Origin of the sequence: Rhodohalobacter sp. SW132 (assembly GCF_003390325.1) — a bacterium.
GTDB lineage: Bacteria > Bacteroidota > Rhodothermia > Balneolales > Balneolaceae > SW132.
The window spans coordinates 40,792-65,524 of record NZ_QUOK01000002.1; the positions used below are offsets into that span (position 1 = coordinate 40,792).

The window sequence follows — 24,733 nt, forward strand, 5'->3', positions numbered from 1 at the left end:
TTCCAGTCTATCCTACTGTTTGTAATGAGACAGCCGTTTTTTGCATACATCTATGACTTTCATCGGTGTCTTTTGAGTTTTCTTGGCAAAGACCTCCAATATGACAATGGCATCATCATCGATGAAATAGATGATGCGCCATGTTTTATTCTTGCCATTGATTCGGAGTTCATGACATTTATTTCCAACCGCTGGCATGGGTCTGGAATCCGGCATTTCAACCATATCACCTTTTTGAAGCCTTCTTAACAGAAAACCGGCTTTGAGTCTGGCATCTTCTGAAAAAGGAGGTGTCTTTACTTCACCCTGAATCCACACTAGTGGTTTATCATTTTCAGACATAGCTTAATATGTCGAATTTGACATAAATACGCAATAACATAGCCCGGAATTCTACAAGCATTTAAGCGGGTTTGGCTGCCCATAGATTAAAGAAAAGGCAATGCAATTGTAGAAATTCCGAGTTTTCAGCACTTAAATACCAAACCGCTATTCGACGTCTTTTATGGAATTATAATTTCTTATACAAATAAATATATGCAGTATAAAAGTTGGTCCGACAGCGGTAAATCAACTAATTAAACTTAAATATTTACATCAGGAGAGATCAGCAGAGAGTTCATTTTTTGTTAAAACTCCGCTTTGCAGGGTGTAAAGCGAATCACACCGGGATGCAATTTCCTCTTCGTGAGTGATCAGTACGATGGAGAGGTCACGATCTTTACGCAGTTCAAATAACATGGATAGAATCAGTTCTGTATTCGTTTCATCGAGGTTACCGGTGGGTTCATCGGCGAGTATGATGGACGGATCGTTCATCAGCGCCCGCGCCATGGAGACCCGCTGCTGTTCACCGCCGGAAAGTTGTGAGGGACGGTGAGTCAGACGGCTTCCCAGGCCGAACCGTTCCAGCAGGGCAGAGGCTTTTTTTTCCGCGGTTTTTTGACCGATTCCTTTGATGAATGCCGGCATCATTACGTTTTCGATGGCTGTAAATTCGGGCAGCAGATGGTGAAACTGGAACACGAACCCAACACTATTGTTTCTGAAATCTGCAAGCTTATCCGGCTTCAGTGAATAGACTGAATCTCCTTCCCAGTAAACGTCGCCACTATTGGGGCGATCGAGTCCGCCGAGAATATGCAAGAGGGTGCTTTTCCCACAGCCGCTGGACCCCACAATGGCTACAATTTCGGAAAGGGCCACAGAGAGTTCAATGTCTTTCAGGATTTCGAGCTTGCCGGTGCCTGCATCTGTATCAAAAGATTTGGCGATGTGTTCAGCCCGTAATACCGGTGTGCCGGTTTGTGTCATGGTTTGCTGTTTTGGAATTCTGGATAAATGATAGAATCAATGTGGGTGCATTTAGCCGTTTCTGTATTGATCTCGGCTATGACTCCACACAGCCGGTTCTCTTTATCGGCCACAAGGAATCGCTGAGGTGTACCGAGCAGAAACCGGTTGATAGATGTTTTCTTTTTCATGCCAATAACGGAATTGAAAGGACCTGTCATGCCCGCGTCTGTGATGTAGCCGGTTCCCTGCGGAAATATCCGTGCATCATTGGTGGGAACGTGCGTATGTGTGCCCACGATTACGGATACCTGTCCGTCGAGATGCCAGGCCATGGCCAGTTTTTCAGCGGTGGCTTCGGCATGGAAATCAAGAAAAATGATATCGGTTTCCTCTTTGATTCGTTTTATCGCCCATTCCGAGGTTGCAAATGGATCGTCGATTTGCTGCATAAATGTTCGGCCCTGCAAATTTAACACCCCGATTTTTTTATCACTTCCCGGCAGATCATAGATTCCAAAACCAAATCCCGCATTCCCTTTGGGATAGTTGAGCGGACGAAGCAGGTTGGGGTCTGTTTTCATGTACGAGAAAATCTTCCATTTATCAAACGAGTGATTTCCGCCGGTAATTACATGTACGCCAATATCATAGAGCCGCTGAACAATAGTCCGGTTAATACCGCGCCCTTCGTGGGAGTTTTCACCGTTGGCGATCACAAAATCGGGTTGATGTTTATCAAGAAGGGGAGGGAGCATCGTTTCGAGAAATTCGAGACCCGATTCGCCTACAATATCTGCTATAAAAAAAATCTTAACCGTGTCTGCTGCCATATCTGGTTGTTAAATTTTAACGGGCAAATGGAGCAAGGTACAAAATGTAGAGCTCAGGATTGGAGTGTTCTTGATTGATCCTATGGATGATTTCACTCTGGATTACGTTACATATCCGGCCACAGAGATGAAGTGGCTCAGGCTTCCGGCGAGAACAAAGATGTGCCAGATCCCGTGAGAAAAGCGGTGTTGGCTGTCGAGAACATAAAATATCACGCCAAATGTGTAGAACATTCCACCGGCAATAAGCCAGTAAAAACCGGCTGTTGCAAGATTACTCACCAGTGGATCGATTACAATAATAACCAACCAGCCCATCAGGAGGTAAATGATGAGCGGCAGGATCCGGTGTCCTTTACTTGGAATAAGATCAATGATAATACCGAGCGTAGCCAGCCCCCAGACGATGGCAAAAATGGTCCACCCGAGATCCCCGCGAAGTGTAACAAGCGTAAATGGCGTATATGTTCCTGCAATAAGCAGGTAAATGGAGACATGATCGAGTTTCTGGAAGATTTTTTTCAGCTTCCCCTGTACACTGTGGTAGAGTGTTGAAAATGTGTAGAGTGTGGTGAGCGTGGCTCCGTAGATAATAAAACTGGTAATTTTCCAGGCATCACCGCGGGTTACGGCAAGGTAGATCAAAAAAATAAATCCAACAGCCGATAAGATGGCTCCGGCAAGGTGGGTATAGCTGTTAAATCGTTCGCCTTTATACATAGTGCTTCTCAAACCTAAATATTGTCGATCCCATTCCGCTGGATGGGTCAGGAGATTTCGGTAATCAATTTCTCCATCTTGCCGTTGATCTCACGCATCAAAAGCTCCTCACTTTCCTCAGTAGCTGCAACTTCCTGCCGCAGTTCAAACAGTTCTCCTGCGATGCTGAGAGATGCGAGGATCATAGCCGTAGAGTCGGGCTGATTGGTAAGCTCCTGGCGGTAAATTCGGAATTTTTCATCAACAAATCCCGCAATTTTTTTCATGCTTTCCACCTCGCCTTCTTCCACTTTCAATGGAATCTGTTTGCCGAGTATGGTCACTTTAATAGACTGCATGGAGATCCCGTTATTCTATATGTTTATTAATTTTATTGATCAGGCTCTTCACCTGGTGCCGCATGGCAATTCGTTCTGATTCACTGATCTCAGAGAAAATATCGCCCTGTTTTTTCTGAAGTCCTTCCAGCTTGTCCTTAAGCCGTAAATTTTCACGTTTCAGATCTTTATTCTGTTTTTTCAGCAGGGTAACCTGCTGACGAATCTGATCCAGGTAGTTTTTAAAGGTCTCTTTTTGTGAACCAAGGTCGGCCATGGGTAACAGAGGCTTATGATCTTAACTTTGCGTCGTAGGTGCGTTCAAGTTGATGTACAACTTTTTTAACAATAGGTTCCACATCCTTGATCGACAATGTTTTATTAGAATCTAAAAAAGAGAGCCTAAAAGCAATACTTTTTTTATTGGATCCGATATTCTCTCCTTCATAAACGTCGAACACCTCAATAGATTTTAGTACAGATCCCGCTTCTTTACGGATCGATTGCTCCAGTTCCGATGCTCTCACGTCCTGGTCGACAATGAATGCGGCATCAAAATCAAATGCCGGGAAACGGGAGACTTTCTGAAACCGGATATCACGGTGAATTGCATCGATAGCAGAGAGTTCCGTGATGTTGATTTCTGCAATGTATGCGGCGTGATCAATATCGAACCCTTTTCGAAGCTTCTCGTCAACCACGGAGATCGATCCAACCACTGCTTCACCGATGGTGTAGTTGAGTCGGTAATTACTCACAGCTTCTTGTTCCACCATTTCGGCGATACCAAGCAGTTCAAAAAGGGCTTCAACGTCTGCTTTCAAATCAAAAATATTGAAAGTCTTCGCATCCCCGGTCCAGGAGTCGTGGGATTTATAACCGCATAATCCCAGCAGCAGATGCGTGTGCTCTTCCACACCATCCACCCAGGTTCCGTCATCAGAAGCGTTGAAAACGTGACCAATTTCGAAAAACCGGAGCTGCTCTTCGTTTCGGTGAAGATTGTATTTTACCGCCTTCAGAAAGCCGCCGGAGAGATGGGGGCGAAGCGTTGTATTTTCCTGGGATACAGGATTTAGTGTGTCGATATGATTCCCCTCATGCGACAGAAGCGTGGCCTCTTTTTTGGAGAGGAGCGAATTCGTTGTGATCTCTTTATATGCGAGAGACACAGCATAACCGCGAATTCTCTCAACCAGATTCTCCCAGTCGGTGAGCGGTTCCGGTGTTACAAAGGGAGCCGTATCTGGACGCGGGATCCGGTTGTAATCATACACCCGGCCCACTTCCTCAATCAGATCCACTTCCCGTGAAACATCCGGACGGAAATGAGGAACCGTGCAGTTCAAAGTGTTTTCATCTGTTTGCTCGGTTTCAAATTCCAGGAGATTCAGAATCTTTTCCGACTCCTCCAGGGAGAGATCCGTACCCAGCAGCGAATTAATCCGTGAAATCCTGACCGATACCTTTTTCTGCTCAGGTTTTACCGGGTGGATATCAGCGTAGCCATTCACGACACTGCCGCCGGTGACTTCTGCAATCAGGTCTGCCGCACGTTTGGCTGCACGAACCTGCAGTGTTGGGTCGATACCACGCTCAAAGCGGTAGGAGCTGTCGCTTTGCAGGGTAAGCGCCTTGGATGCCTTTCGGATGGATGAAGGATCGAAATAGGCGCTTTCAATGAGAATGGTTTTGGTTTGATCGGTTACTTCCGAATCTTCTCCGCCCATCACACCGGCTACTGCAACCGGCTCTTTTTCATCACAAATAAAAAGTGTTCCGGCAGGTACGGTTCGCTTTACATCATCGAGCGTGGTGAAGGTTTTTTCTTCATCAAAATCCTGGACAATAATTTTTTTGCCGGCGATCTTGTCGTAGTCAAACGCGTGAAGCGGCTGACCGATCTCATGAAGCACATAATTGGTGATATCCACCACGTTGTTAATGGGCCGCAGACCGATGGAGAGAAGTCTCTGTTTCAGCCAATTCGGGGATTCCTCTACCGTAACCCCTTCAACCATAAAAGCGGCGTAACGATGGCATTTCTCACTGTTTTTGATGGAGATCTCAATTGAATCAGATAAGTCATTTGCTGGTTTATCAACCTGGGTGTACGGAGATGAGAGTTCTGCCTCAAGGACGGCTGCAAGATCTCGTGCAACACCGATATGGCAGGCGGCATCAGGGCGATTTGGCGTCAGCCCGATTTCAAGAACCGTATCCTGTTCGATATTGAGGGCCTCATTGAGCGGAGTTCCGATTTTGAGATCATCATTCAAAACCATAATTCCGGAGTGATCTTCACTCAGTCCGAGTTCTGCTTCGGAACAGATCATTCCTGATGAACTTTCACCGCGGAGTTTCATTTTTTTGATGGTCAGATATTCTCCGTTTGGCATCGGTTCGGGCATGGTGGCACCTACTTTTGCAACGGCTACTTTTTGTCCTTTAGCAACATTGGGTGCTCCGCAAACAATCTGAGATACTTCATCACCGGTATTTACATCACAGAGCTGCAGTTTATCCGCATTTGGATGTGACCGAACAGCCTGAACTTCACCGACGACCATTTTGTCAAAACTATTACCGATCTGTTCAATCTCTTCCACTTCAAGACCCAGAAGCGTGAGTTTATCTGCAATTTCATTCGGGTCGAGATCGGTTTCTACGTACTGTCTGAGCCAGTTAACAGAAATTTTCATAATCTAAAATATATAAAGCGTTTGATGAGCGTAAACTTATTTGAACTGTCGGAGAACCCGGATGTCATTTTCATAGAGGGTCCGGATGTCGTCAATACCGTAGCGCAGCAGGGCGATCCGATCCACTCCCATTCCAAAAGCGAAACCGGTGTACGTTTCTGAATCCACATCAACGGCGTCGAATACGTTGGGATCCACCATGCCGGCACCCAGGATTTCAAGCCACTGACCGCCTTTTTCATTGTTCCACCAGATATCCATTTCAAGGCTTGGTTCCGTGAAAGGAAAGAAGGAGGGACGCACCCTGTATTTTACGTCGCTTCCGTACATCAGTTTGGCGAACATCACCAATGTTTCGATGAGCTCACCGAGGGTTACATTTTCATCCACATAAAGGCCTTCCACCTGGTTGAACTGGAAGTAGGATTTTGCCGTAACCGCTTCATTTCGGTAGACGCGTCCCGGCATAATCGATCGGATAGGCGGCTGGGTATCTTTCATCAGCCGGATCTGTACGGGCGATGTATGTGTTCTCATCACCAGGTTTTCATCAGGATTTTCCTCCGAGCGCTTCACGAAAAATGTATCCTGCATATCCCGGGCGGGATGGTCAGGGGGAAAGTTCAGCGCCGTAAAATTGTGAAAATCGTCTTCCAGCTCGGGTCCGTCAGCAATATTAAAACCGAGGCGCAGGAAGATCTGTTTGATTTCGCGCAGTGCCCGGGTCAGCGGATGGAGAGAGCCGGTGTACTTTGGAGTGACCGGAAGGGAGATATCATCCGCTGCACCGAATGTGACGGCTTCTTTCCCGGATAAACTCTCTTTTGCGGAATCAAAGCGTTCCTGGGCAAGATTTTTCACCTCGTTCATCGCTTTACCCATGGCGGCTTTCTGGTCATTCGGTACTTGACCCATGAGCTTAAACATATCCTGAACTTTTCCATTACGCGAAAGAAATTCGAGCCTGAACGCTTCAAGTTCCTCTTCTGAGTTGATGGTGAACGAGTCTATCTCCTGTTTCAGAGAGTCAATTTTTTCGATCATAAACGATGGATATGTTCTGTAGCGTTTGGTGTGAAAGTTAACGGCGGTTCGTTATTGGCAAAATAGCGGTGAGATTATATAAAAAAACCGGCAGTCCAATTTACGGGAACTGCCGGTTTATAGAAATGTACAGCAAACCGTTACTTCGCGGCTGCGTTTACAATTTCAGAAAATGTTTCAGGATCGCGCACTGCGATATCCGCCAACATTTTACGGTTGATCTCCATCTCATTGGATTTCATACCGTTAATAAGTTTGGAATAGGTGGTTCCGTTCAGGCGGGCAGCGGCGTTGATACGAGTAATCCATAGCCTTCGAAAATTCCGTTTCCGGTTTTTTCGGTCGCGGTATTGGTACAAAAGACCTTTTTCAACCGCGTTTTTAGCAACAGTATAAACGTTTTTACGTCTGCCCCAGTAACCTTTCGCCTGGTTTAAAATCTTCCGGCGACGGCGACGGGAAGCCACCAAATTTCTTGATCGTGGCATTTTTGTAACGTTTTAAAAAGTTAATATTTATCGGAAGCGTTAGCTGTAGGGGAGAAGTTTTTCGATCGATTTCTGATCGTTCTCGTGTACGAGAGTACTTTTCCCGAGCTCATTTTTCCGTTTTGGTGATTTCTTGGTCAAAATATGGCGTTTAAACGCTTTCTTGCGCTTCAGTTTTCCTGAACCGGTTCGTTTGAAGCGTTTCTTAGCACCACTGTTAGATTTCATTTTAGGCATAGTATCTTCTATTATCCTGAAAATTTAAAGACTTGCAATATAGGAAGTTTAAGTTTCCGAATAAAGAGTAGATCAACTTTTTTCAGGGGACAGTATCATAATCATCCGGCGACCTTCCATCGTGGGCCTGGACTCTATTTTACTGATGTCGCTGAGCTCCTCTGCAAGATTCATAAGAAGCTCTTTTCCCTGTTCGGTGTACAACATGTCACGGCCGCGAAATTGCACGGTAGCTTTTAATTTATCCCCATCTTCAAGGAATTCACGCGCATGGCGTGTTTTAAATTCAAGATCATGATCATCCGTCTGCGGGCGGAAACGAAGCTCTTTCACCTGGATGGTGTGCTGTTTCTTTTTGGCTTCTTTTTCTTTCTTCTTCTTCTCATACATGAATTTTCCAAAATCGATCACCTTGCAAACGGGTGGTTTTGCATTAGGTGCTACTTCTACCAGATCTTTTTTAAACTGCTCTGCAATCTGGAGAGCCCTTTCAAGGGATACGATTTCGTGTTCTTCATCCGGACGGATTAACCGAACTTCGTCGGCGCGAATTTCGTCATTGATATTCGGCCGGTCATCATTCCGTTTTCTTCTTTGAATTCTGCGTCTTGCGATAAGTTACCTCAATGTTTAATTAACTGTTATGTTCAGGTGGCAAATGTTTCTCTGTCACCTCTGTGTCTAATTTATAAATAAAATCTTTAAGTGAAAACGTTCCAATGTCACCCTGTTTATGTCTTCGGGCGGAGACGGTTCCGCTTTCCTGTTCTTCTGAACCCACAATAACCATGTATGGTATTTTGGACGTTTCCGCATCCCGTATTTTAGAACCGATTTGTTCACTTCTGTGATCAGTCTCTACCCGTATTCCGATTTTCTTCAGCTCTGCGGCTACTTCATCAGCATATTCTGAATAATCTTCGGAAATGGGCAGTACTTTAACCTGGAGCGGTGACAGCCAGAGCGGGAAATCTCCGGCAAAATGTTCGATCAGTATACTAACAAATCGCTCCATTGATCCAAACGGTGCCCTGTGGATGATCACCGGTCGGTGTTTTTCATTATCCGAACCTACATAGGTGAGGTCAAATCGTTCCGGCATCACATAATCAACCTGAACGGTTCCAAGCTGCCATTTTCTGCCGATGGCATCGCGAATAATGAAATCAATTTTGGGTCCGTAAAAACTCGCTTCACCTTTAGCGATGCGATATTTGAGTCCCATCTCATCGGCTACTTCACGAATTTCATTTTGCGCGCGATCCCAGTATTCGGAGTTTCCGCCATATTTTTTCTCATTATCATCGCGGAAGGAAAGACGAATATCAACCGGCATTCCAAATGTGCTGAATACGTGTTGTGTAAGCTCAATCGTGTGTTTGATTTCACCTTTCAGCTGATCGTGTGTGCAGTAGATGTGCGCATCATCCTGCGTAAATCCGCGAACGCGCGACAGTCCGTTTAATTCGCCGGATTGCTCGTAACGATAAACACTTCCAAACTCTGCGAGTCGGATCGGCAGCTCCCGGTAGCTTCTCAGGTCTGAGGAGTAGATGCGGTGGTGATGCGGACAGTTCATCGGTTTGAGCATATACTCATCACCTTCAACCCCAAACGGATTAAACTGCGAATCCTGGTAGTAGGGGTAGTGCCCTGACGTTTTGTAGAGCTCAAGATTGGCAATGTGAGGAGTAATGACCTCTTTGTAACCGCGTTCGAGCTGTTCCTCGCGTAAAAATGCTTCGAGTGTTCTGCGCAGTGTTGTTCCGTTTGGAAGCCACATCGGCAGGCCGGGCCCCACCATGGAGTCCATCATATAGATTTTCAGCAGCTTGCCAAGTTTCTTATGGTCTCGGCGTTTGGCCTCTTCAAGCTGTTCAAGATGCTCTTTCAGCAATTTCTGTTTTGGAAAAGAAACCCCGTAAATTCGGGTTAGCTGTTTGCTCTCCACATCACCCCGCCAGTAAGCTCCAGCCAGGCTGGTCAGTTTTACCGCCTTCACCAGCCCTGTATGAGGGATGTGGGGTCCGCGGCAGAGATCCGTAAAGTTTCCCTGCTTATAAAAGGTGATCGTTGAATCTTCGAGGTCCTCAATCAGGTCCACTTTATATTCATTATTCCGTTCCTTGTAAAATTTGAGAGCCTCCTGCTGACTCACCACTTCACGGGTGAACTCCGATTTGTTACGGGCCAGTTCAATAATTTTGTTTTCAACTCTTTCAAGGTCATCCTGCCCAAATGAGTGGTCACCAAAATCGATATCGTAATAAAAACCGGTTTCAATAGGAGGGCCAATTCCAAATTTTGCATTCGGGTAAAGTTCCTGAACGGCTTCGGCAAGCAGGTGGGCTGATGAGTGCCAGAACGTATACTTTCCGTCTTCGTTATCCCATGTATTTATACTGATTTCACCATCTTCGGTAAGTGGCAGGTCAAGATCAAGAATGGAGTCGTTAAATGTGATGCTCAGAGCATTCCTTGCAAGGCCTGTGGAGATACTTTCGGCAACCTGGTAGCCGGTTGTCTGTTTCGGAAATTCTTTTTGAGCGCCGTCGGGTAGGGTTAGAGTAATAAGATCGTCAGGCATCAGTTTTTTTGAAATACTCTTTTAAATGGAGTTAAATTTAATATATTGCAATGTAGTGCAGTGTCACTTAAAATACGAAATCATTCCGTAGCATTAAACTATAATATCATCACGAATACCGGAATTGGGATGACCGGTCTGAGAGTTTAATAAATTTAGGTTTTACAATTTTAACGACATACAATTTTTAAGGCCACAACACACAACATTTACGGCTGGGGGAACCCGAGAGTGGTAGCGCGGTAGAACTCTATCTCCAATGTTGGATATGGTTTTAGGATGAAGAGGAAAAACTAAGAGACCGATACGTTGTATACACAATCAAATCAATCGTTTTTTAACAGCGAATCGATATTTGTTGTCGATATCGATTCACTCTACATATTGGACGCAAATTCACATGCAATTGAACAGTATGGCTATTCGATTGATGAGCTGAAATCAAAAAAAATTACTGATCTTGGCAAACGAGTAGAACTGACTGGATTTGAAGGCCCGGACCTGGATCAATCCGTGATTCATCCAAGGGACGTATGGGTTCACCGAAGTAAAGATGGGACTGAATGGATGGTTCAGATGACTCACCAAAAATTCAGGCATGCCGGCAGAGCTGTCAAAATGGCCATTGCGCATAATATCGACCATCTTATATCTGATGATGAGGTTCAGATCAGCCGATTGCCAAAAATTGACCTGATCCGTACACAGATGCCATTTGGGCTGATTGAGTGGAATTCAAAGCTGGTTGTACAGGATTTTTCTGAAAAAGCAGAGATGATATTTAGTGCTGATCATGCAGAAGTCATCGGGAAAAAAGCGGAAGATCTCTTATTTCTGCCGGATAAATTTGTAAATCAATTTCGCGAACGAATTTCATCCCGAATTGAAAACGGGGATACTTATTTTGTGATAGAATCAAAAATTGAAGATCCGCTCTACGATCAGAAAATCTGTTTGTGGCATAACACGGTTATGCGCAGTGAAAATGGGGAGCTGTTGAGCGTGTATTCGCTGATTGAAGATGTCACCGATCAGAGAAAATCGTATGTTGAACTTCAGAAGTCGGAAACCAAATTCCGTGTGATGAACGAACAGTCGTTCGTTGGAATCTATATTCTGAAAGACCGGTCATTTGTGTATGCAAATCCCAGGCTGACTGAAATTACCGGTTATAGTGAAAAGGAGCTTCTGGACGATATTAAATTCAGGGATCTCGTTCATCCAGATGACATTGCACATGTGAATGAACAGCGTAAAATCTGGGAGGCAAATCCTAAAGAATCGTATGATTTCAGCATAAGAATCATCTCAAAATCAGGGGAGGTTCTGCACATTAAGACATACGGTTCATCCATTGAAAAGGATGGTGAACGGGCTCTTTTAGGTGTTGTAACTGATCAGACCCAGCAGATAAAAGCCCTCGAAAGTTACCAGTCTCTTTTCGATTGTATAAACGACAGTATGTACATCCAGGATGTAGACGGAACGTTTATTGAGGTTAATAAAGAGGTCGAAAATACCACCGGATACTCAAAAGAAGAGATTATCGGGAAAGATCCTTCATTTCTCGCTGCTCCCGGAAAAGTGGATATGGAGGACGCAAACCGAAAGTTTAAAAAAGCTCTCACCGGTAAACCTCAGTCATTCCGGTGGTGGGGGAAAAAGAAAAACGGTGAGATATACCCAAAAGACATCAAACTTTCACAAGGTAATTTTTTTGGTCAGGATGTTGTGATCGCCGTTGCAAGAGATGTAACGGAACAGGTGCGGCGGGAAGAGGAGTTGAAGCGCAACGAGGAGTTATTTGAACAGCTTTTCAGAAATTCGCCTCTCGGTATTGCCATGCTGAACAGGGATTCTGAAATTGTGCAGGTGAACGACAGTTTTGAGTCGATGTTCGGGTATTCGGAAGATGAAATTGTAGGGGAAAACCTGGATGATCTGATTGTACCTGAATCAGAGATCGAAGAAGCTAAGGCCTTGTCTGACCGTAAAACCACATTTACACTCACTAAAAGAAGAAAGACAAAATCGGGCGAGCTGATTGATGTATTTATCTATGGTGTGCCAGTTGTGATTGACGGGGAGACAATTGCAATCTATGGAATATATACCGACATCACCGATCGTATTCGTGCCGAAGATAAAGTAAAGCAGTCTCTGGAGGAGAAAGAGATTCTGCTTGCCGAGATTCACCACCGGGTGAAAAACAATCTTGCCGTGATCACCGGGTTACTGGAGCTTCAATTTCACAATCTTGAAAGTGCTGAAGCGAAGAGCGCACTCCGCGATAGCCAGATGCGAATTAACTCCATGGCCCTGATTCACGAAAAACTATATCAGAATGAAAGTCTGTCGAATATCGATTTTGGGGTGTATATCGATGAGCTGGTTCGTGTGATTGTGAAATCTCACAGCAAAGAAGGGGTTAATGTAAATGTGAAGATGGAGGCGGACCCCATTGATTTACCCATTACCAAAGCGATTCCGTGCGGACTGATTATCAACGAGATTGTGACCAACTCAATGAAATATGCATTTCCGGCCGATCATGAAAACCCTGAGATTGCCATTCAGCTGAAGCAGAAAAACGGAGGGGCACAAATACTGATCTCCGATAACGGTATTGGCTTGGAGAAACCGTTCGAGCAGATGGGTGGGAATTCCCTGGGTACACTGCTCATCCGAACTCTCAGCAGCCAGCTTGAGGCGGAAATGGATGTAGACGGCTCCGATGGGACCTGCTATAAATTGTCCTTTGATCTCGAGAAATCGTAAGAAGGTACTTCCCGGAACCTTATCAACGAAAAAATTTCGCGAATTCTCCGATGACTGATTTTGGATGACTTAGCACTGATACGACACTTTCTCAAATTGAATATTTGCCATTCCGATGCTATTTGCTTGAAAGGAAAAAACTCCCGTCCCTCTAAATTTTCTCTATGACAGGCAATTATTTAAAGCGGAACGTTTCATGTTCAAATTGCAGAAGCAGGTCTGTAAGAGAAGCGAATGCCCGCGCAGACCGGCCGGCAGTCCACTTTGCTTCTCTCCAGTATACGCCTGAATTTGATTTTGAGTGACTCTCACTCATCCAGTCTACACGTCCGGTCACGGTCCCATCTGCTATTAACAGGTTGTATCGTACATATGTAGTCAATCCTATATCGCGCCCTTCTGTATTGATGCTCATCAATTCCCGGTCTCTTTCAATGCGGTGCCCCTCTCTGATTAGAGTTTCTGAAATCGTATCAAAAAGTTCATCATCAGACAATGATGTCTCAATAATCACCTGATTTGCCTCAGAGGGTATTTGATTTGATACTCTTTCATCAATTATATCCTGTGTATGAATGCACGATACAAAAATGAATAGTAACGAGCTTAGGAAATACGTTTTTTTCAAGGTGAACCATCTTTTTTCTGATTATATGTACATACTCACTTGCATAAATGCCGATAATAGGCAAAAAACAATAGTGGTTCAATTCCCCGATCCCATGAGCAGGTAATGATTTTAATATCATCTCTGAAAAGCATTCCATCATTCTGTACAATATTTGTACAATCCCTCTTTACCTAAATATTACCTTCATAATTTAAAATTATATTGAATAAAGGTGCAATCTAAAAATCAACGATTGGGGCATTATGGGAAAAGAAATCAAGTCACCATTTTTTAATAAATTATCAAGACGTGAATTTGTAAAAGCATCATCCATAACGGCAGGAGGTCTTTTACTGGGATCATTGCCGCTCGGTACGTCGGCTTATGCAGCCGGCAGTGATATGCTGAAAATAGCACTGATCGGATGCGGCAGCAGAGGGACAGGTGCCGCGGCTAACGCATTGAGTTCAACTGAGGGAGTACAGCTTGTTGCAATGGCGGATATCCTGGAAGAACAGCTTGCTGACAGCTATAGAATATTGTCCACCCGCTATGCTGATACGGATAAAGTAAATGTGCCGGAAGAGCATAAATTTGTTGGGTTTGATGGTTTTAAAGATGCAATCTCACTGGCGGATGTTGTGCTTCTCACAACTCCAACATTTTTCAGGCCGCTCCATTTTGATGAGGCAGTCCACCAGGGAAAGCACGTTTTCATGGAGAAACCGGTAGCTGTTGATCCTGCAGGTGTTCGCCGGGTGCTTGAAGCCGGTAAGAAGGCGAAGGAGCAGAATCTGAACGTGGTGGTAGGTCTGCAGAGACGTTATGATATGCGCTACCGCGAACTTCACAGGCGCCTGCAGGATGGTCAGATCGGAGAGATTATTTCGGGACAGGTTTACTGGAACCAGGGCCCGTTTTTTATCCGGGAACGACAGCCGGGATGGTCAGAGCTTGAACATCAGATAAGAAATCATTTTCATTTTATCTGGCAGGCAGGCGATCAGGTTCTGGATCAGATGATTCACAACATCGATGTGGCAAACTGGTACCTGGGTGAGCATCCGGTCACTGCACAGGGTATGGGCGGACGCGAAGTGCGGACCGGTAAGGAGTACGGGCAGATTTTTGATCACAATTTTATCGAATATACCTATCCGAGCGGTGCCGTTATTTCTGCACAGTGCCGGCAGATACCGGGTGTTTTTAATATCGTAACCGAGCGGTTCAACGGCAGCAAAGGATTTCTGTCGACCGGCGGGCCCGAAGGCCCCACGATACACGACCGAAGAAAGAATGAACTATTTCGGTATGAGGGTGAGGACGATCCGAGTCCGTATGATCATGAACACGTAGAGCTGTTTGATGCGATACGGAGCGGGAATACAATCGACAATACGGAATACGCATCTATATCAACCATGACCGCAATTATGGGCTTTATGGCAACCTATTCCGGGCAATTTCTGGAATGGGATGAAGCTTTGAATTCAGATAAACGAATGTATCCGCACCATGACCTGCTGCCGGAAGATGTGACCTGGGATACCCCGGCTCCGGTACAGCCGAAAGAAGATGGATACTATCCGGTTCCGGTGCCCGGCGTAACTGAAGTACTCTGATTTTAAATTTTGTTATGCAAAATCAGATGATCGGAATTCAGGGTTGTTTCCCGTTTCGATGTGGTAATATTTAGTTCATTAAATTTGAATTGACCCGGCTGCTCAACAAATGTTAATCCTGTAATTTGTTTAACAGACGAATTCCGTTCATCATCGCCCGCCCGTCGTGGTAATTTGTTTTCCAGATATGACCTTTGGCGTCGTACCTGGAGTCGGGCGATTTATCCAGGCCGGATTCATACCACCCACCATATTCGTGATCGATGAAATATTCGTTAATGTAGTCCCACATCTGCAGGAAATAGCGTTGATACTCCATTTCATCATCCGGGTATAGCAATGACATCAGCAGCAGTGCATTTAATCCTTCTGCCTGTGCCCACCATGTTTTTGTATCACGAACAACAACAAGATCTTCGTCTTTATCGAAATAATACCCTCCATCATAAAAACCCCCATTTTCATGATCCCAACCGGTTTTGAGCGAGTGATCCACCATCTGTTTTGCATAGTGGTGTGTCGTGGAATCATTCCGGATTCCAAGTGTTTCCGAGGCTTCGATCATTAAAAAAGCTGTTTCTACATCGTGCCCGAAAGAGACGTGGTCGAAATAGTAATTTTCCTCTCTGACCTGATCCGATGAATCGCGGTAAGACACCGGTGTCCAGTCCGCTTCAGAAAAGAGTACCAGGTAACCCGGGTCGATTCGGATGGTATCCCGTATGAGTGTAAGCATTTCGTTTAGCCGCTCTTCCAGCAGGGGATCGGGCCATACATGGTAAAGTTCTGTAAACGCTTCAAGCAGGTGAATGGATGAGTTTTGATCTTTTGGGGGAGTGCGATCGAGTCCGGTTGTGAGCGGAGTTCCGTCCCGTTCCATAATATTGAAATAACCACCATGTTCGGCATCGTATGAATGGGTTTCAAGCCATTGGAAAGTATCAACTGCCAGTTCAAGGGCATCCTGATTGCCGGTTGCCTTTACGTATGCTGCCAAACCGTAGATCGCAAAAGCATTTCCATAGGCCTCTTTTATCGTGCGGTCGTTGAGATTTTGCACAACCGAGTCTTCTCTGCTGACCTGGTTATAAAAACCGCCATATTCCTGATCCCACATCACTTCTTTTAAATAGTGGAATCCGTGTTCAGCGGCTTTTAGTAAACGGTCAGTTTCCTTGTCATCAACAAACTCAGCAGCAATGGATGCTGTCCAGATGAGCCGGGACTGCGATACAATCATCCGTGGCTGCTGATCGTCCGCATTCCACTGGTAATTAAACCGGGTGTTGAATCCTCCGGATTCTTCATCCACTGATGCCGGATACCACGGATTTAAGATGTGATTCATCAGATGAGATTTAAACTCCCCGGAGAGCGACTTCCGTAATTCAGGATCAAGCGTGCCGGCAGGATTTCCGGCATGTTCATCACTGGCATTACATGCAGCAAATATCAGAACGGGCAGTAGAATGACAATTAAAATAAAACTGGTCATCTTTGTGAGTCTAACTCTGTAGTTGAACATTATTAGCGGAAAAAATTAATTGAACTTCGTGCAGGATCACTTTGATCTCTGAAAATATCTTTGACAGGTTACTAAATATTCTAAGCAGAATCACAACGGTTTACGTGAATTAGAAGAGCAATCAATTAGTTAGCGGATTGAAGCTGTCTTGAATAAATAAAACATGATACTGTGTTTTTCAGCAAAGCCCTCTTTTATTAAATGAGTGATCTGATACCTGGACGTGATGATCCAAAATGGATATGATTAAGGCTAAGTAACTCAACACTGTTTTCTCTCTCCCTGGTAAATCGGCTTATTCATTGTTTATTCAATTTAGGGCAGTTACAAGATTTATATAAATATCTGCCTTTTATATATAACGGTTATTGTCAGCAGAATAAATATGTTTTTGTACATATAAAGAGACATTAACATTTAAAAAAATATTTCAGAGGGGAAATATGGGAAATATAAAAAAAGTTAATCCCTATACTCACGAACCTAAAAAGGGAGTATCCTGGAGAGCTATTTTTGCAGGAACGTTGACGGTATTATCAATTCTGCTGATTCTCAATCTAATAGGACTCGCTATTGGACTGGGTACCATCGAGCCTACCGAGGATGCCAACCCATTGAGCGGAATTGGTACCGGGGCCTTGATTTGGTGGGTCGTCAGTAATTTAATTGCACTCTTTGCAGGTGGATTTGTTGCTGCCCGTGTCGGTATTTCACTTACTGATATCAGTGGTGTTGTTCAGGGAATTATGACTTGGGCTCTGTATACGCTTATCTCAATATGGCTATTAACCACGGTGGCCGGTACCATTATATCGGGTGTCGGAAGCGTGGTTGGCGGTGTGATTTCCACAACTGGAGATGCTGCAGGCGATGCAATTGCACCGGCGATTGAAAGGGCTGTTGAAGATCTTGACGAATCCCTTGACGATGCTAAAGAAGAAATTTATGCTCTGATGAGAGATGCCGGAACGGATCCTGATGAACTGGAATCTGATGTAGAGGAAGGCGTCGCTCAGGGTCTCAGGGATGGTGACGTAGAACAGGCTTTCAGAAATGCCCGTAACAGAATAACCCAGACCTTCGAAGAGGTGGACAGGGATGAGCTCGTCAACATTCTGGCAGAACGGACCGATATGTCCCGGGGTGAAGCTGAGCAAGCTGTAGATAATGCACTGGCCGATTATGAATCACTGCGTCAGGATGTTGAAGAATTCCTTGCCGAGGCCGAAGAGGAGGCAAGAGTGCAGGGAGAAAAAGCGGCTGAAGCAGGAGCCAAAGCCGCAGGTTATCTGTCTGTAGCTCTCATATTTGGATTGTTTGCCGCTGCAATAGGCGGTGTATTTGGTGTCAGAGATCTCAGGGATGATTATGAGGCTCATTATGTGCATCACAAAACTGTAGCTGAAAAACATGTGTATACAGACCCGCACCCTGTTAGTGATCCGAATCCACCTAACAGACCGCACCCGTCTGATTCACCTAATCCATCTGATGGTCCGAACCCGAACCCGCCTGACAGACCAGGGAAATAATGGGCGGTAGGTCAAATAAAATCCCCATTTCTCTCATGGATCGATATGGGAGAAGGGGAATGACATTCACAGTCACGCTTGGTCAAAAAAATGATTTGTAAGCACAAAGATTTTCCCAAAAATAATGAGGGATTAAAACAGTCTTAAAACTCAAAACATAACCTCAATAAATAAAAAAACAAGATCATGGCAAAAAATAAAAAAGAAGGAAAAACAGCTAAAGAGATAGAAGATTATACTGCGGAAATCCCATCAGATGCCTATCTGTGGACCGCTTTTAGTGTAATGGGTGTGTCATTAACCCTTAAACTTCTGCAAAAAAACGACCATGCATTGTTTGTAGGTCAGTGGGCCGCTCCAATTTTATTGATGGGAGTATATAATAAAATTGTAAAAGCAGAAGGGTCAGATTAACTAAAGAAGAGAAATCAAGGACCTTGAATAAAGTAATATCAAAGGAAAATAAGCTTCCCGGAGAATCCGAGTCATTGCCGGATGAAGAATCGGAAATGGCGACGAAGCTTTAAAGAGTTTATTTAAAATTCTTAACAATCTTGTAAAAAAACAAGATTTTAATAACAAAAACAGTAACAATCAAAAACCCTAATATTATGAAATCAAATATTTTATCTTCATCATCAATTACCGGACAAAATGTCTACAATCTTAAAGATGAAAACATAGGTGATATCAAGGACCTAATGATCGATCCGAACAATGCAGAAGTTGTATATGCTGTATTGTCTTTTGGAGGATTTATGGGCATTGGTAACAAATTATTTGCCATTCCAATAGAAGCCCTTCAGTTTTCAGATAAAGACGAATCAATACGTCTGGATGTCGATAAGGAGAAACTGGAAAATGCCCCCAGCTTTGACAAAGACAACTGGCCAATGACAGCCGATAACAAGTTTGTCGATTCTGTATACAGCCATTATGGAGTTCAGAACCAGCGACATGCTTCTGTTTAGTCAAAACTGTTTTCTCTTAAAGTAGATTTAAATCTATTTTTTTGAGGAGGCCAGTTTTTTACTATGAAATCAACAGGTATCCTTCATTTTAAGATTCTATTAAAATGTAGGGATGCCTTTTTTATTCTACTATACCGGAATATGCGGCAAATATAGATTTAAATTTCTTACTTTTATTCTTTAAGTCCATCGTCCTCTGCCTGATCTTCTGCCCGATCCATGTCCTCCTTATTTTCCACTTCGTCATTTTCATTATCAATAAGCGCATGCTCTTGTCCCAATCCCACGATCAGTATAATGTTATGGATGATTTTATACAGCATTAAGATCACCGCAACCATCATACCGCTTAGCAACGAGGAAACAAATAATATCAACCAATAGATGGTACTATACGACGATGTTGGAATGTTTTCCGCCTCGGCAAACGGTATATTGAGAAATTGAAAGAATACCAGGGTTAAAATAAACAGGAATGATGCGAATCTGGCCAGGCTCAATACCTGTTTATAGTGATATTTTTTCAATTTAGAATTGCTTGACGAACTGATACCGAGCAGGGTTAAAATCAGAGCCAGGATTGTCGCTGATGCTAATATAATCGTATTGAAAAGTGTACTAATGCGCGGAATAGTTGTTTCAATGAGCTGTATCGCTTCGAAGCCTGAGAGATTTCCGAGAAGATAAACGGCGGCACCCGAAAATACCGCGGTTAATAACCCGCCAGACAACGGCATTTTATATTCATTAAAAAACTTATCCATTCTTCTTTCTCTCTATATATTAATTTTTATTTTTAAGTGATTTAAATAAAGTAACAGACCGTTAAGCATATTCACTATTATTCTGGTACGGTAATCATTCATTTATTTATGTAATTCTGAATAAATTCAGCGGCAAATAAACGTCCGTCATTCCATTGGGTCTCATTAAAATATTCAGAGACAATCCCCTGCAGAAAATCTGGATAACGAACAATCGATTTACCGATAACTACACTTGGGTGCTCAAATCGATATATAGCAACTATGTTACTGAATGGTGGGCAAGTCCGTGTTAAAACCGGAGTGTATAAAAAACGGATGTTATATAACCAATAGCCATTACTCCATTACCTGAAACAGTAAAAACGGTAATTTCATCGCTTGCATACCGGTTATATTTCTCTGACACTGTTGTTCTTCGAGATCCGTTTCTATTCAATTACATCCTTTAGCAGCGAATATAAAACCTGAAATAATAGGTATTCAGGGTGAAAAACCCGTGGTTAATAAGTTACGATGAAATATCGTCACACCCTTTGTAACAAGGTCTGATAACATTGCATATTTACTGCTTATTAGACTGAATCAGTTTAAACTCCATTACGAGTATAAAAGGATACTACTATTCTTATCTCTCTTCCGCTTGCTAAATTATTTATAAGGTAAATCTGTAACAATTACTTAAATAGATATAAATAATTAACTAAGTAATTTTCATAAAATGAAAATCCAATGAATACACGAATTCTAACATAAAAACGAAATTAAACACATGTCAAACGATAAATACCGGGAATGCATAGAAGCGTGTAATGCGTGTGCTGTTGCTTGTTCGTACTGCTCTACGGCTTGTTTGCAAGAGGATGATGTTAAGATGCTGACCAGATGTATTCAACTCGATCAGGATTGTGCAGATATATGCCAACTTGCTGCCAAATCTATGGCCCGGGGATCCGAATTTTCAGACCGGATATTTCTTATCTGTGCCGAGATATGTGAAGCTTGTGGAGAAGAATGCAGACAGCACAAGAATATGGAGCATTGCCAGGAATGTGCAGACGCCTGTTTTGAATGTGCAGACATGTGCCGTGAAATGATAAGCATGAAAGTACCCGCGTAGTCTAATATAGTTTAAGTGATGAATTTTTAAAGGAGTGTCCCCCTTCCGCCATAGGCATCCATGCGGGGGAAGGAGGCAATAGGGGATGACCATTTTATTTATCAGTTTGGTTTTGGACCATTCTAGATTATGATGAACATCCCCCTGCTCTCTCCGTTCGCTTTCCCCCTTCAAAAGGGGGACTCATTTTTCCAACCCAGAAGATTAAGAATTGAACCAATTATAAATTAAATCAAGTTAATACCATGGCCACATCAGATAACAAAAAAAATGAGAGAAGAGATATAGATGAGAATACAAAAAATGAGGATTTAGAACAGTTCCGGGAATCCTCTGATGGTGAATACCTGACGTCGGAACAGGGAGTACGGATCAATCATACCGATGATTCTCTGAAAGCGGGTGGCCGCGGACCGACCATCATGGAAGATTTTCATTTCCGTGAAAAAATGACCCATTTCGATCATGAAAGAATTCCCGAACGAGTGGTTCATGCCAGGGGATCGGCCGCTCATGGATTTTTTCAGCCCTATGAAAACGCAGCTAAATTCAGCAAAGCCGGTTTTCTACAGGATCCATCTCAAAAAACACCCCTGTTTCTGCGAATTTCAACAGTTGTGGGCTCACGTGGTTCTGCTGACACCGTGCGGGATGTGCGGGGTTTTGCCACTAAATTCTATACAGAAGAAGGAAATTTCGATCTGGTTGGCAACAATATGCCTGTGTTTTTTATCCAGGATGCGATAAAGTTTCCCGATTTAGTCCACTCCATTAAGCCTGAACCGGATAATGAGGTGCCCCAGGCTTCAGCTGCACACGATACTTTCTGGGACTTTGCGTCACTAACGCCGGAAACAACTCATATGCTGATGTGGGTACTATCTGACCGCGCACTCCCACGCAGTTTACGAATGATGGAAGCTTTTGGAGTTCATACGTTTCGGTTGATAGATGCCGACGGAAAATCCCGTTTTGTAAAATTTCACTGGAAACCTATCCTCGGTATTCATTCACTGGTATGGGATGAAACCCAGAAACTGGCCGGAAAAGATCCTGATTTTAACCGGAAGGATCTGTGGGAAGCGATCGAAAATGAGGACTATCCGGAGTTTGAACTGGGAATACAGGTTGTGGAAGAGGAGGATGAACACTCTTTTGATTTTGATATTCTGGATGCCACGAAAATCATACCAGAAGAAGAAGTACCCGTCACACCGATCGGGAAAATGACGCTCAACCGAAACCCCGATAATTTCTTCGCTGAAACAGAACAGGTGGCATTTCATGTAGGTAACGTCGTTCCCGGTATCGATTTCACCAACGATCCGCTGCTGCAGGGGCGTCTGTTCTCCTACCTCGATACGCAGCTCACTCGTTTGGGCGGACCCAATTTTGCGGAGCTGCCGATCAACCGTCCGGTAGCTGATGTACACAATAATCAGCGGGATGGTTTTGGCCGGCAAAAAATCAACAAGGGTAAGGGATCCTATCTGCCAAACAGTGTACGGAGCGGCTGCCCGATGCACGCACCTGAGAATATGGGTGGTTATGTACATCATACCGAAAAAGTTGACGGGCATAAAATCCGGGAACGCAGCGACAGTTTTAAGGATCATTTCAGCCAGGCAACGCTGTTCTGGAACAGTATGTCGAAGCCGGAAAAAGATCATATTGTGAAAGCAGCCCATTTTGAACTTGGAAAAGTGAAAGATAAAGAGATCCGTAAGCGGGTTATTTATGAACTGTTTAACCATGTGGATCACGATTTTGCAGTGCGGGTAGCTAAAGGCGTGGGCATTGACCCGCCATCTGATGAGCCGGTTAAGAACCATGGAAAAAAATCACCTGCGCTGAGCATGGAAAACACGGTGAAGGATTCCATAAAAACCCGGAAAATCGCTCTTCTTGCCCTGGAAGGATATAATCATTCCCATGTAAGCCAGGTAAAAGATGCATTGATGAAAGAGGGGGCCCAGGTGAAAATTATTTCCGAACGCGGAGATCCAATACAAAATGGTAAAGATGAGGTTGAAGTGGATATGACGTTCATCACGACCGGTTCCATCATGTTTGACGCGGTATTTATTCCGGGCGGCAAAGAGAGTGTGGAGGCATTGAAGGAAAATGGAAATGCTGTCCATTTTGTGAATGAGGCCTATAAACACTGCAAGCCCATTGCAGCAGTTGCAGAAGGCGTCAGTTTTCTGAAAGTGTGCAGGCTCCCGGGTGTGACCCTGCCGGGTCCAGGGTCAGACGAGGTAACGAACGTAAAAGGAATCGTTGCTGGAAATTCCGATAACCTGGAATCCTTCACGAAAGAGTTCATCCGGGCGATCGCCCAGCACCGGCACTGGGACAGGGAGGATATTGATAAAGTGCCGGCGTGATTGTTTGAACTGAAATTTGCCCATTATGTCACTGGAAGTGATGTAGTGGGTAGTTTAAATTAATTACTTTTGGTGAAACGGATTGGCAATTATGCTACTGTAAATATTTGCCTTATATGTTTATGCTTCTTCAAAACAATTCATAAACATAAAACTCAATTCCCTCATCCGTTTCTCCGAACGTATATAAGTTTCCGTTTTCATCAACAGTTATTTGATTGAAGCGCCGATCCAATTTATAGGCATCAATCAAATTTAAATCCCAATCATATTTATGAATAATATTGCCACTTAATCTCTCATCGTCCCAGAGCTGGCCGGAATACAATCCATAAATATAATTTTCATTGGAGTCTATATTCACGTAAGAAACAGCTCCGGCATTAAAGGGCCATTCATTTCTGATTTCCATGTTTGGCTCAGGGTTTTGTGCACCCTGAATTCGTTTTATTAGATTTCCATCACCATCATACATTTCTATAAAATCGGCATTCACTGAAAACAGGTATACGTATGGTTCATCTGGATGTACAGTTCCATTAGAACGCCATCCTAAAGCGAGATCTCTTCGCGAAAAATCTTGATTAAATTCTATCAGGTCGCCAAATTCTGAAATAGTCTCGCCATTAGAATCCATTGTAATGAATCGACTCCCAAAAAAAAGGCCAATTCCTATAAATTGTTCATTTGTAAAGGAATAGATGCTGGCGGGCCTGCCTGTAGTACGCAGGTGGATATCATTATAAGACGCCAATTCCCCTGAGGCAGGGTCATAACTTACCATCTTCAGTTGGTTACCATCGTAGATGTAGATTAGTGAATCAGTAGCTATAATATCATTAATTTCTAAAAACTCTCCGGGTCCTTCGCCTCTTGTTCCTAAACCTTTTTCATAAATCAAAGAATGAGTATTCGAGTCGGTATTTAAAACATGAAATGACACGTCTGGATTTTGAGCCTCTGTCACATATAATTTTCCATCAATGATTCGGATAGTATTGGGATTAAATATTTCAGAGAATGAAAAACTGCTTTTTACTTCTACAGGTTTGTAATTCAATTCATCTTCAAATACTGAAACCTCATTATCACTATTGCAGCCAAATGCTGTAAATAAGAAAAAAAAGAGTGCCACAAATTGCCGCGTTTGATTTAAGTTCATTTTCTCAGGCATTTTCAAGTTTTTGATTTGAGAATAATAAA

Annotated in this window: 23 protein-coding genes; 7 read left to right on the forward strand and 16 right to left on the reverse strand. The window is 43.6% G+C overall.

Annotation, left to right across the window (positions count from 1 at the left end; translation table 11 throughout):
* Positions 1–12: 12 nt before the first annotated feature.
* From DYD21_RS04955 to thrS, 12 genes are all read right to left on the reverse strand, one after another.
* A complete protein-coding gene (locus DYD21_RS04955; protein ID WP_116033584.1) occupies positions 13–342 on the reverse strand; it encodes a type II toxin-antitoxin system RelE/ParE family toxin in 330 nt (109 codons plus the stop codon).
* Between the two features lie 255 nt (positions 343–597).
* Positions 598–1,314, reverse strand: coding sequence for an ABC transporter ATP-binding protein (locus DYD21_RS04960; RefSeq protein WP_116033586.1), 717 nt, complete (start codon positions 1,312–1,314; stop codon positions 598–600).
* Positions 1,311–2,126 carry a TIGR00282 family metallophosphoesterase gene (locus tag DYD21_RS04965; RefSeq protein ID WP_116033588.1) on the reverse strand — a complete coding sequence of 272 codons (816 nt, stop codon included), beginning with the start codon at positions 2,124–2,126 and terminating at the stop codon, positions 1,311–1,313. Before DYD21_RS04965 ends, DYD21_RS04960 begins: the two co-directional genes overlap by 4 nt.
* Before the next feature lie 102 nt (positions 2,127–2,228).
* Positions 2,229–2,846: a hemolysin III family protein gene (locus DYD21_RS04970; RefSeq protein ID WP_116033591.1), complete on the reverse strand. Its 618-nt coding sequence runs from the start codon at positions 2,844–2,846 to the stop codon at positions 2,229–2,231.
* Positions 2,847–2,893: 47 nt separating this feature from the next.
* Complete coding sequence (locus tag DYD21_RS04975) at positions 2,894–3,184, reverse strand: cell division protein ZapA (RefSeq protein WP_116033593.1); 291 nt, start codon at positions 3,182–3,184, stop codon at positions 2,894–2,896.
* A 10-nt stretch (positions 3,185–3,194) separates the two neighbouring features.
* Complete coding sequence (locus DYD21_RS04980; protein WP_116033596.1) at positions 3,195–3,440, reverse strand: hypothetical protein; 246 nt, start codon at positions 3,438–3,440, stop codon at positions 3,195–3,197.
* Between the two features lie 13 nt (positions 3,441–3,453).
* A complete protein-coding gene (gene pheT, locus DYD21_RS04985) occupies positions 3,454–5,865 on the reverse strand; it encodes a phenylalanine--tRNA ligase subunit beta (protein WP_116033598.1) in 2,412 nt (803 codons plus the stop codon).
* Between the two features lie 36 nt (positions 5,866–5,901).
* Positions 5,902–6,909 carry a phenylalanine--tRNA ligase subunit alpha gene (gene pheS / locus DYD21_RS04990; RefSeq protein ID WP_116033601.1) on the reverse strand — a complete coding sequence of 336 codons (1,008 nt, stop codon included), beginning with the start codon at positions 6,907–6,909 and terminating at the stop codon, positions 5,902–5,904.
* Between the two features lie 140 nt (positions 6,910–7,049).
* Positions 7,050–7,397, reverse strand: coding sequence for a 50S ribosomal protein L20 (rplT, locus tag DYD21_RS04995; protein ID WP_116033603.1), 348 nt, complete (start codon positions 7,395–7,397; stop codon positions 7,050–7,052).
* A gap of 39 nt (positions 7,398–7,436) precedes the next feature.
* Positions 7,437–7,634, reverse strand: coding sequence for a 50S ribosomal protein L35 (gene rpmI, locus DYD21_RS05000; protein ID WP_116033606.1), 198 nt, complete (start codon positions 7,632–7,634; stop codon positions 7,437–7,439).
* A 72-nt stretch (positions 7,635–7,706) separates the two neighbouring features.
* Complete coding sequence (infC, locus tag DYD21_RS05005) at positions 7,707–8,249, reverse strand: translation initiation factor IF-3 (RefSeq protein ID WP_348636177.1); 543 nt, start codon at positions 8,247–8,249, stop codon at positions 7,707–7,709.
* Positions 8,250–8,268: 19 nt separating this feature from the next.
* Entirely contained in the window at positions 8,269–10,221 is a 1,953-nt protein-coding gene (gene thrS / locus DYD21_RS05010; RefSeq protein ID WP_116033611.1) for a threonine--tRNA ligase, read from the reverse strand.
* A gap of 309 nt (positions 10,222–10,530) precedes the next feature.
* Between thrS and DYD21_RS05015 the strand changes: the two genes are divergently transcribed.
* On the forward strand, positions 10,531–12,999 hold the full coding sequence (locus DYD21_RS05015; RefSeq protein WP_116033614.1) for a PAS domain S-box protein: 2,469 nt from the start codon (positions 10,531–10,533) through the stop codon (positions 12,997–12,999).
* Positions 13,000–13,174: 175 nt separating this feature from the next.
* Here DYD21_RS05015 and DYD21_RS05020 read toward each other — a convergent pair whose 3' ends face one another.
* Entirely contained in the window at positions 13,175–13,513 is a 339-nt protein-coding gene (locus DYD21_RS05020) for a hypothetical protein (protein ID WP_158551416.1), read from the reverse strand.
* A gap of 359 nt (positions 13,514–13,872) precedes the next feature.
* On the opposite strand from DYD21_RS05020, the gene DYD21_RS05025 reads away from it, so the two are divergent.
* On the forward strand, positions 13,873–15,231 hold the full coding sequence (locus DYD21_RS05025) for a Gfo/Idh/MocA family protein (RefSeq protein ID WP_116033620.1): 1,359 nt from the start codon (positions 13,873–13,875) through the stop codon (positions 15,229–15,231).
* Positions 15,232–15,343: 112 nt separating this feature from the next.
* Here the strand turns inward: DYD21_RS05025 and DYD21_RS05030 are convergent, their stop codons facing one another.
* Positions 15,344–16,726, reverse strand: a complete 1,383-nt coding sequence (locus DYD21_RS05030) for an AGE family epimerase/isomerase (RefSeq protein WP_158551417.1) — start codon at positions 16,724–16,726, stop codon at positions 15,344–15,346.
* Positions 16,727–17,199: 473 nt separating this feature from the next.
* Here DYD21_RS05030 and DYD21_RS05035 point away from each other — a divergent pair, with 473 nt between their 5' ends.
* The 3 genes from DYD21_RS05035 to DYD21_RS05045 all read left to right on the forward strand — a co-directional run bounded on the left by DYD21_RS05035 (position 17,200) and on the right by DYD21_RS05045 (position 19,259).
* Entirely contained in the window at positions 17,200–18,288 is a 1,089-nt protein-coding gene (locus DYD21_RS05035) for a hypothetical protein (protein ID WP_116033626.1), read from the forward strand.
* A 186-nt stretch (positions 18,289–18,474) separates the two neighbouring features.
* Entirely contained in the window at positions 18,475–18,702 is a 228-nt protein-coding gene (locus DYD21_RS05040; protein ID WP_116033629.1) for a hypothetical protein, read from the forward strand.
* A 197-nt stretch (positions 18,703–18,899) separates the two neighbouring features.
* Entirely contained in the window at positions 18,900–19,259 is a 360-nt protein-coding gene (locus DYD21_RS05045; protein ID WP_116033631.1) for a PRC-barrel domain-containing protein, read from the forward strand.
* 173 nt (positions 19,260–19,432) lie between these two features.
* Here DYD21_RS05045 and DYD21_RS05050 read toward each other — a convergent pair whose 3' ends face one another.
* Positions 19,433–20,023, reverse strand: coding sequence for a hypothetical protein (locus tag DYD21_RS05050; RefSeq protein WP_116033634.1), 591 nt, complete (start codon positions 20,021–20,023; stop codon positions 19,433–19,435).
* 772 nt (positions 20,024–20,795) lie between these two features.
* On the opposite strand from DYD21_RS05050, the gene DYD21_RS21470 reads away from it, so the two are divergent.
* On the forward strand, positions 20,796–21,143 hold the full coding sequence (locus DYD21_RS21470) for a four-helix bundle copper-binding protein (RefSeq protein ID WP_116033636.1): 348 nt from the start codon (positions 20,796–20,798) through the stop codon (positions 21,141–21,143).
* A gap of 245 nt (positions 21,144–21,388) precedes the next feature.
* On the forward strand, positions 21,389–23,530 hold the full coding sequence (locus DYD21_RS05060) for a catalase (RefSeq protein WP_116033638.1): 2,142 nt from the start codon (positions 21,389–21,391) through the stop codon (positions 23,528–23,530).
* 130 nt (positions 23,531–23,660) lie between these two features.
* On the opposite strand, the gene DYD21_RS05065 is transcribed toward DYD21_RS05060, so the two are convergent.
* Entirely contained in the window at positions 23,661–24,704 is a 1,044-nt protein-coding gene (locus tag DYD21_RS05065; protein WP_116033640.1) for a BF3164 family lipoprotein, read from the reverse strand.
* Positions 24,705–24,733: the final 29 nt, after the last annotated feature.

Excerpts from the sequence above, each read along its gene's own strand:
- DYD21_RS04955 (WP_116033584.1), bottom strand. The coding sequence starts at position 342 with ATGTCTGAAAATGATAAACCACTAGTGTGGATTCAGGGTGAAGTAAAG.
- DYD21_RS04960 (WP_116033586.1), bottom strand. The coding sequence starts at position 1,314 with ATGACACAAACCGGCACACCGGTATTACGGGCTGAACACATCGCCAAA.
- DYD21_RS04965 (WP_116033588.1), bottom strand. The coding sequence starts at position 2,126 with ATGGCAGCAGACACGGTTAAGATTTTTTTTATAGCAGATATTGTAGGC.
- DYD21_RS04970 (WP_116033591.1), bottom strand. The coding sequence starts at position 2,846 with ATGTATAAAGGCGAACGATTTAACAGCTATACCCACCTTGCCGGAGCC.
- DYD21_RS04975 (WP_116033593.1), bottom strand. The coding sequence starts at position 3,184 with ATGCAGTCTATTAAAGTGACCATACTCGGCAAACAGATTCCATTGAAA.
- DYD21_RS04980 (WP_116033596.1), bottom strand. The coding sequence starts at position 3,440 with ATGGCCGACCTTGGTTCACAAAAAGAGACCTTTAAAAACTACCTGGAT.
- pheT (WP_116033598.1), bottom strand. The coding sequence starts at position 5,865 with ATGAAAATTTCTGTTAACTGGCTCAGACAGTACGTAGAAACCGATCTC.
- pheS (WP_116033601.1), bottom strand. The coding sequence starts at position 6,909 with ATGATCGAAAAAATTGACTCTCTGAAACAGGAGATAGACTCGTTCACC.
- rplT (WP_116033603.1), bottom strand. The coding sequence starts at position 7,397 with ATGCCACGATCAAGAAATTTGGTGGCTTCCCGTCGCCGTCGCCGGAAG.
- rpmI (WP_116033606.1), bottom strand. The coding sequence starts at position 7,634 with ATGCCTAAAATGAAATCTAACAGTGGTGCTAAGAAACGCTTCAAACGA.
- thrS (WP_116033611.1), bottom strand. The coding sequence starts at position 10,221 with ATGCCTGACGATCTTATTACTCTAACCCTACCCGACGGCGCTCAAAAA.
- DYD21_RS05025 (WP_116033620.1), top strand. The coding sequence starts at position 13,873 with ATGGGAAAAGAAATCAAGTCACCATTTTTTAATAAATTATCAAGACGT.
- DYD21_RS05030 (WP_158551417.1), bottom strand. The coding sequence starts at position 16,726 with ATGACCAGTTTTATTTTAATTGTCATTCTACTGCCCGTTCTGATATTT.
- DYD21_RS05035 (WP_116033626.1), top strand. The coding sequence starts at position 17,200 with ATGGGAAATATAAAAAAAGTTAATCCCTATACTCACGAACCTAAAAAG.
- DYD21_RS05040 (WP_116033629.1), top strand. The coding sequence starts at position 18,475 with ATGGCAAAAAATAAAAAAGAAGGAAAAACAGCTAAAGAGATAGAAGAT.
- DYD21_RS05045 (WP_116033631.1), top strand. The coding sequence starts at position 18,900 with ATGAAATCAAATATTTTATCTTCATCATCAATTACCGGACAAAATGTC.
- DYD21_RS05050 (WP_116033634.1), bottom strand. The coding sequence starts at position 20,023 with ATGGATAAGTTTTTTAATGAATATAAAATGCCGTTGTCTGGCGGGTTA.
- DYD21_RS21470 (WP_116033636.1), top strand. The coding sequence starts at position 20,796 with ATGTCAAACGATAAATACCGGGAATGCATAGAAGCGTGTAATGCGTGT.
- DYD21_RS05060 (WP_116033638.1), top strand. The coding sequence starts at position 21,389 with ATGGCCACATCAGATAACAAAAAAAATGAGAGAAGAGATATAGATGAG.
- DYD21_RS05065 (WP_116033640.1), bottom strand. The coding sequence starts at position 24,704 with ATGCCTGAGAAAATGAACTTAAATCAAACGCGGCAATTTGTGGCACTC.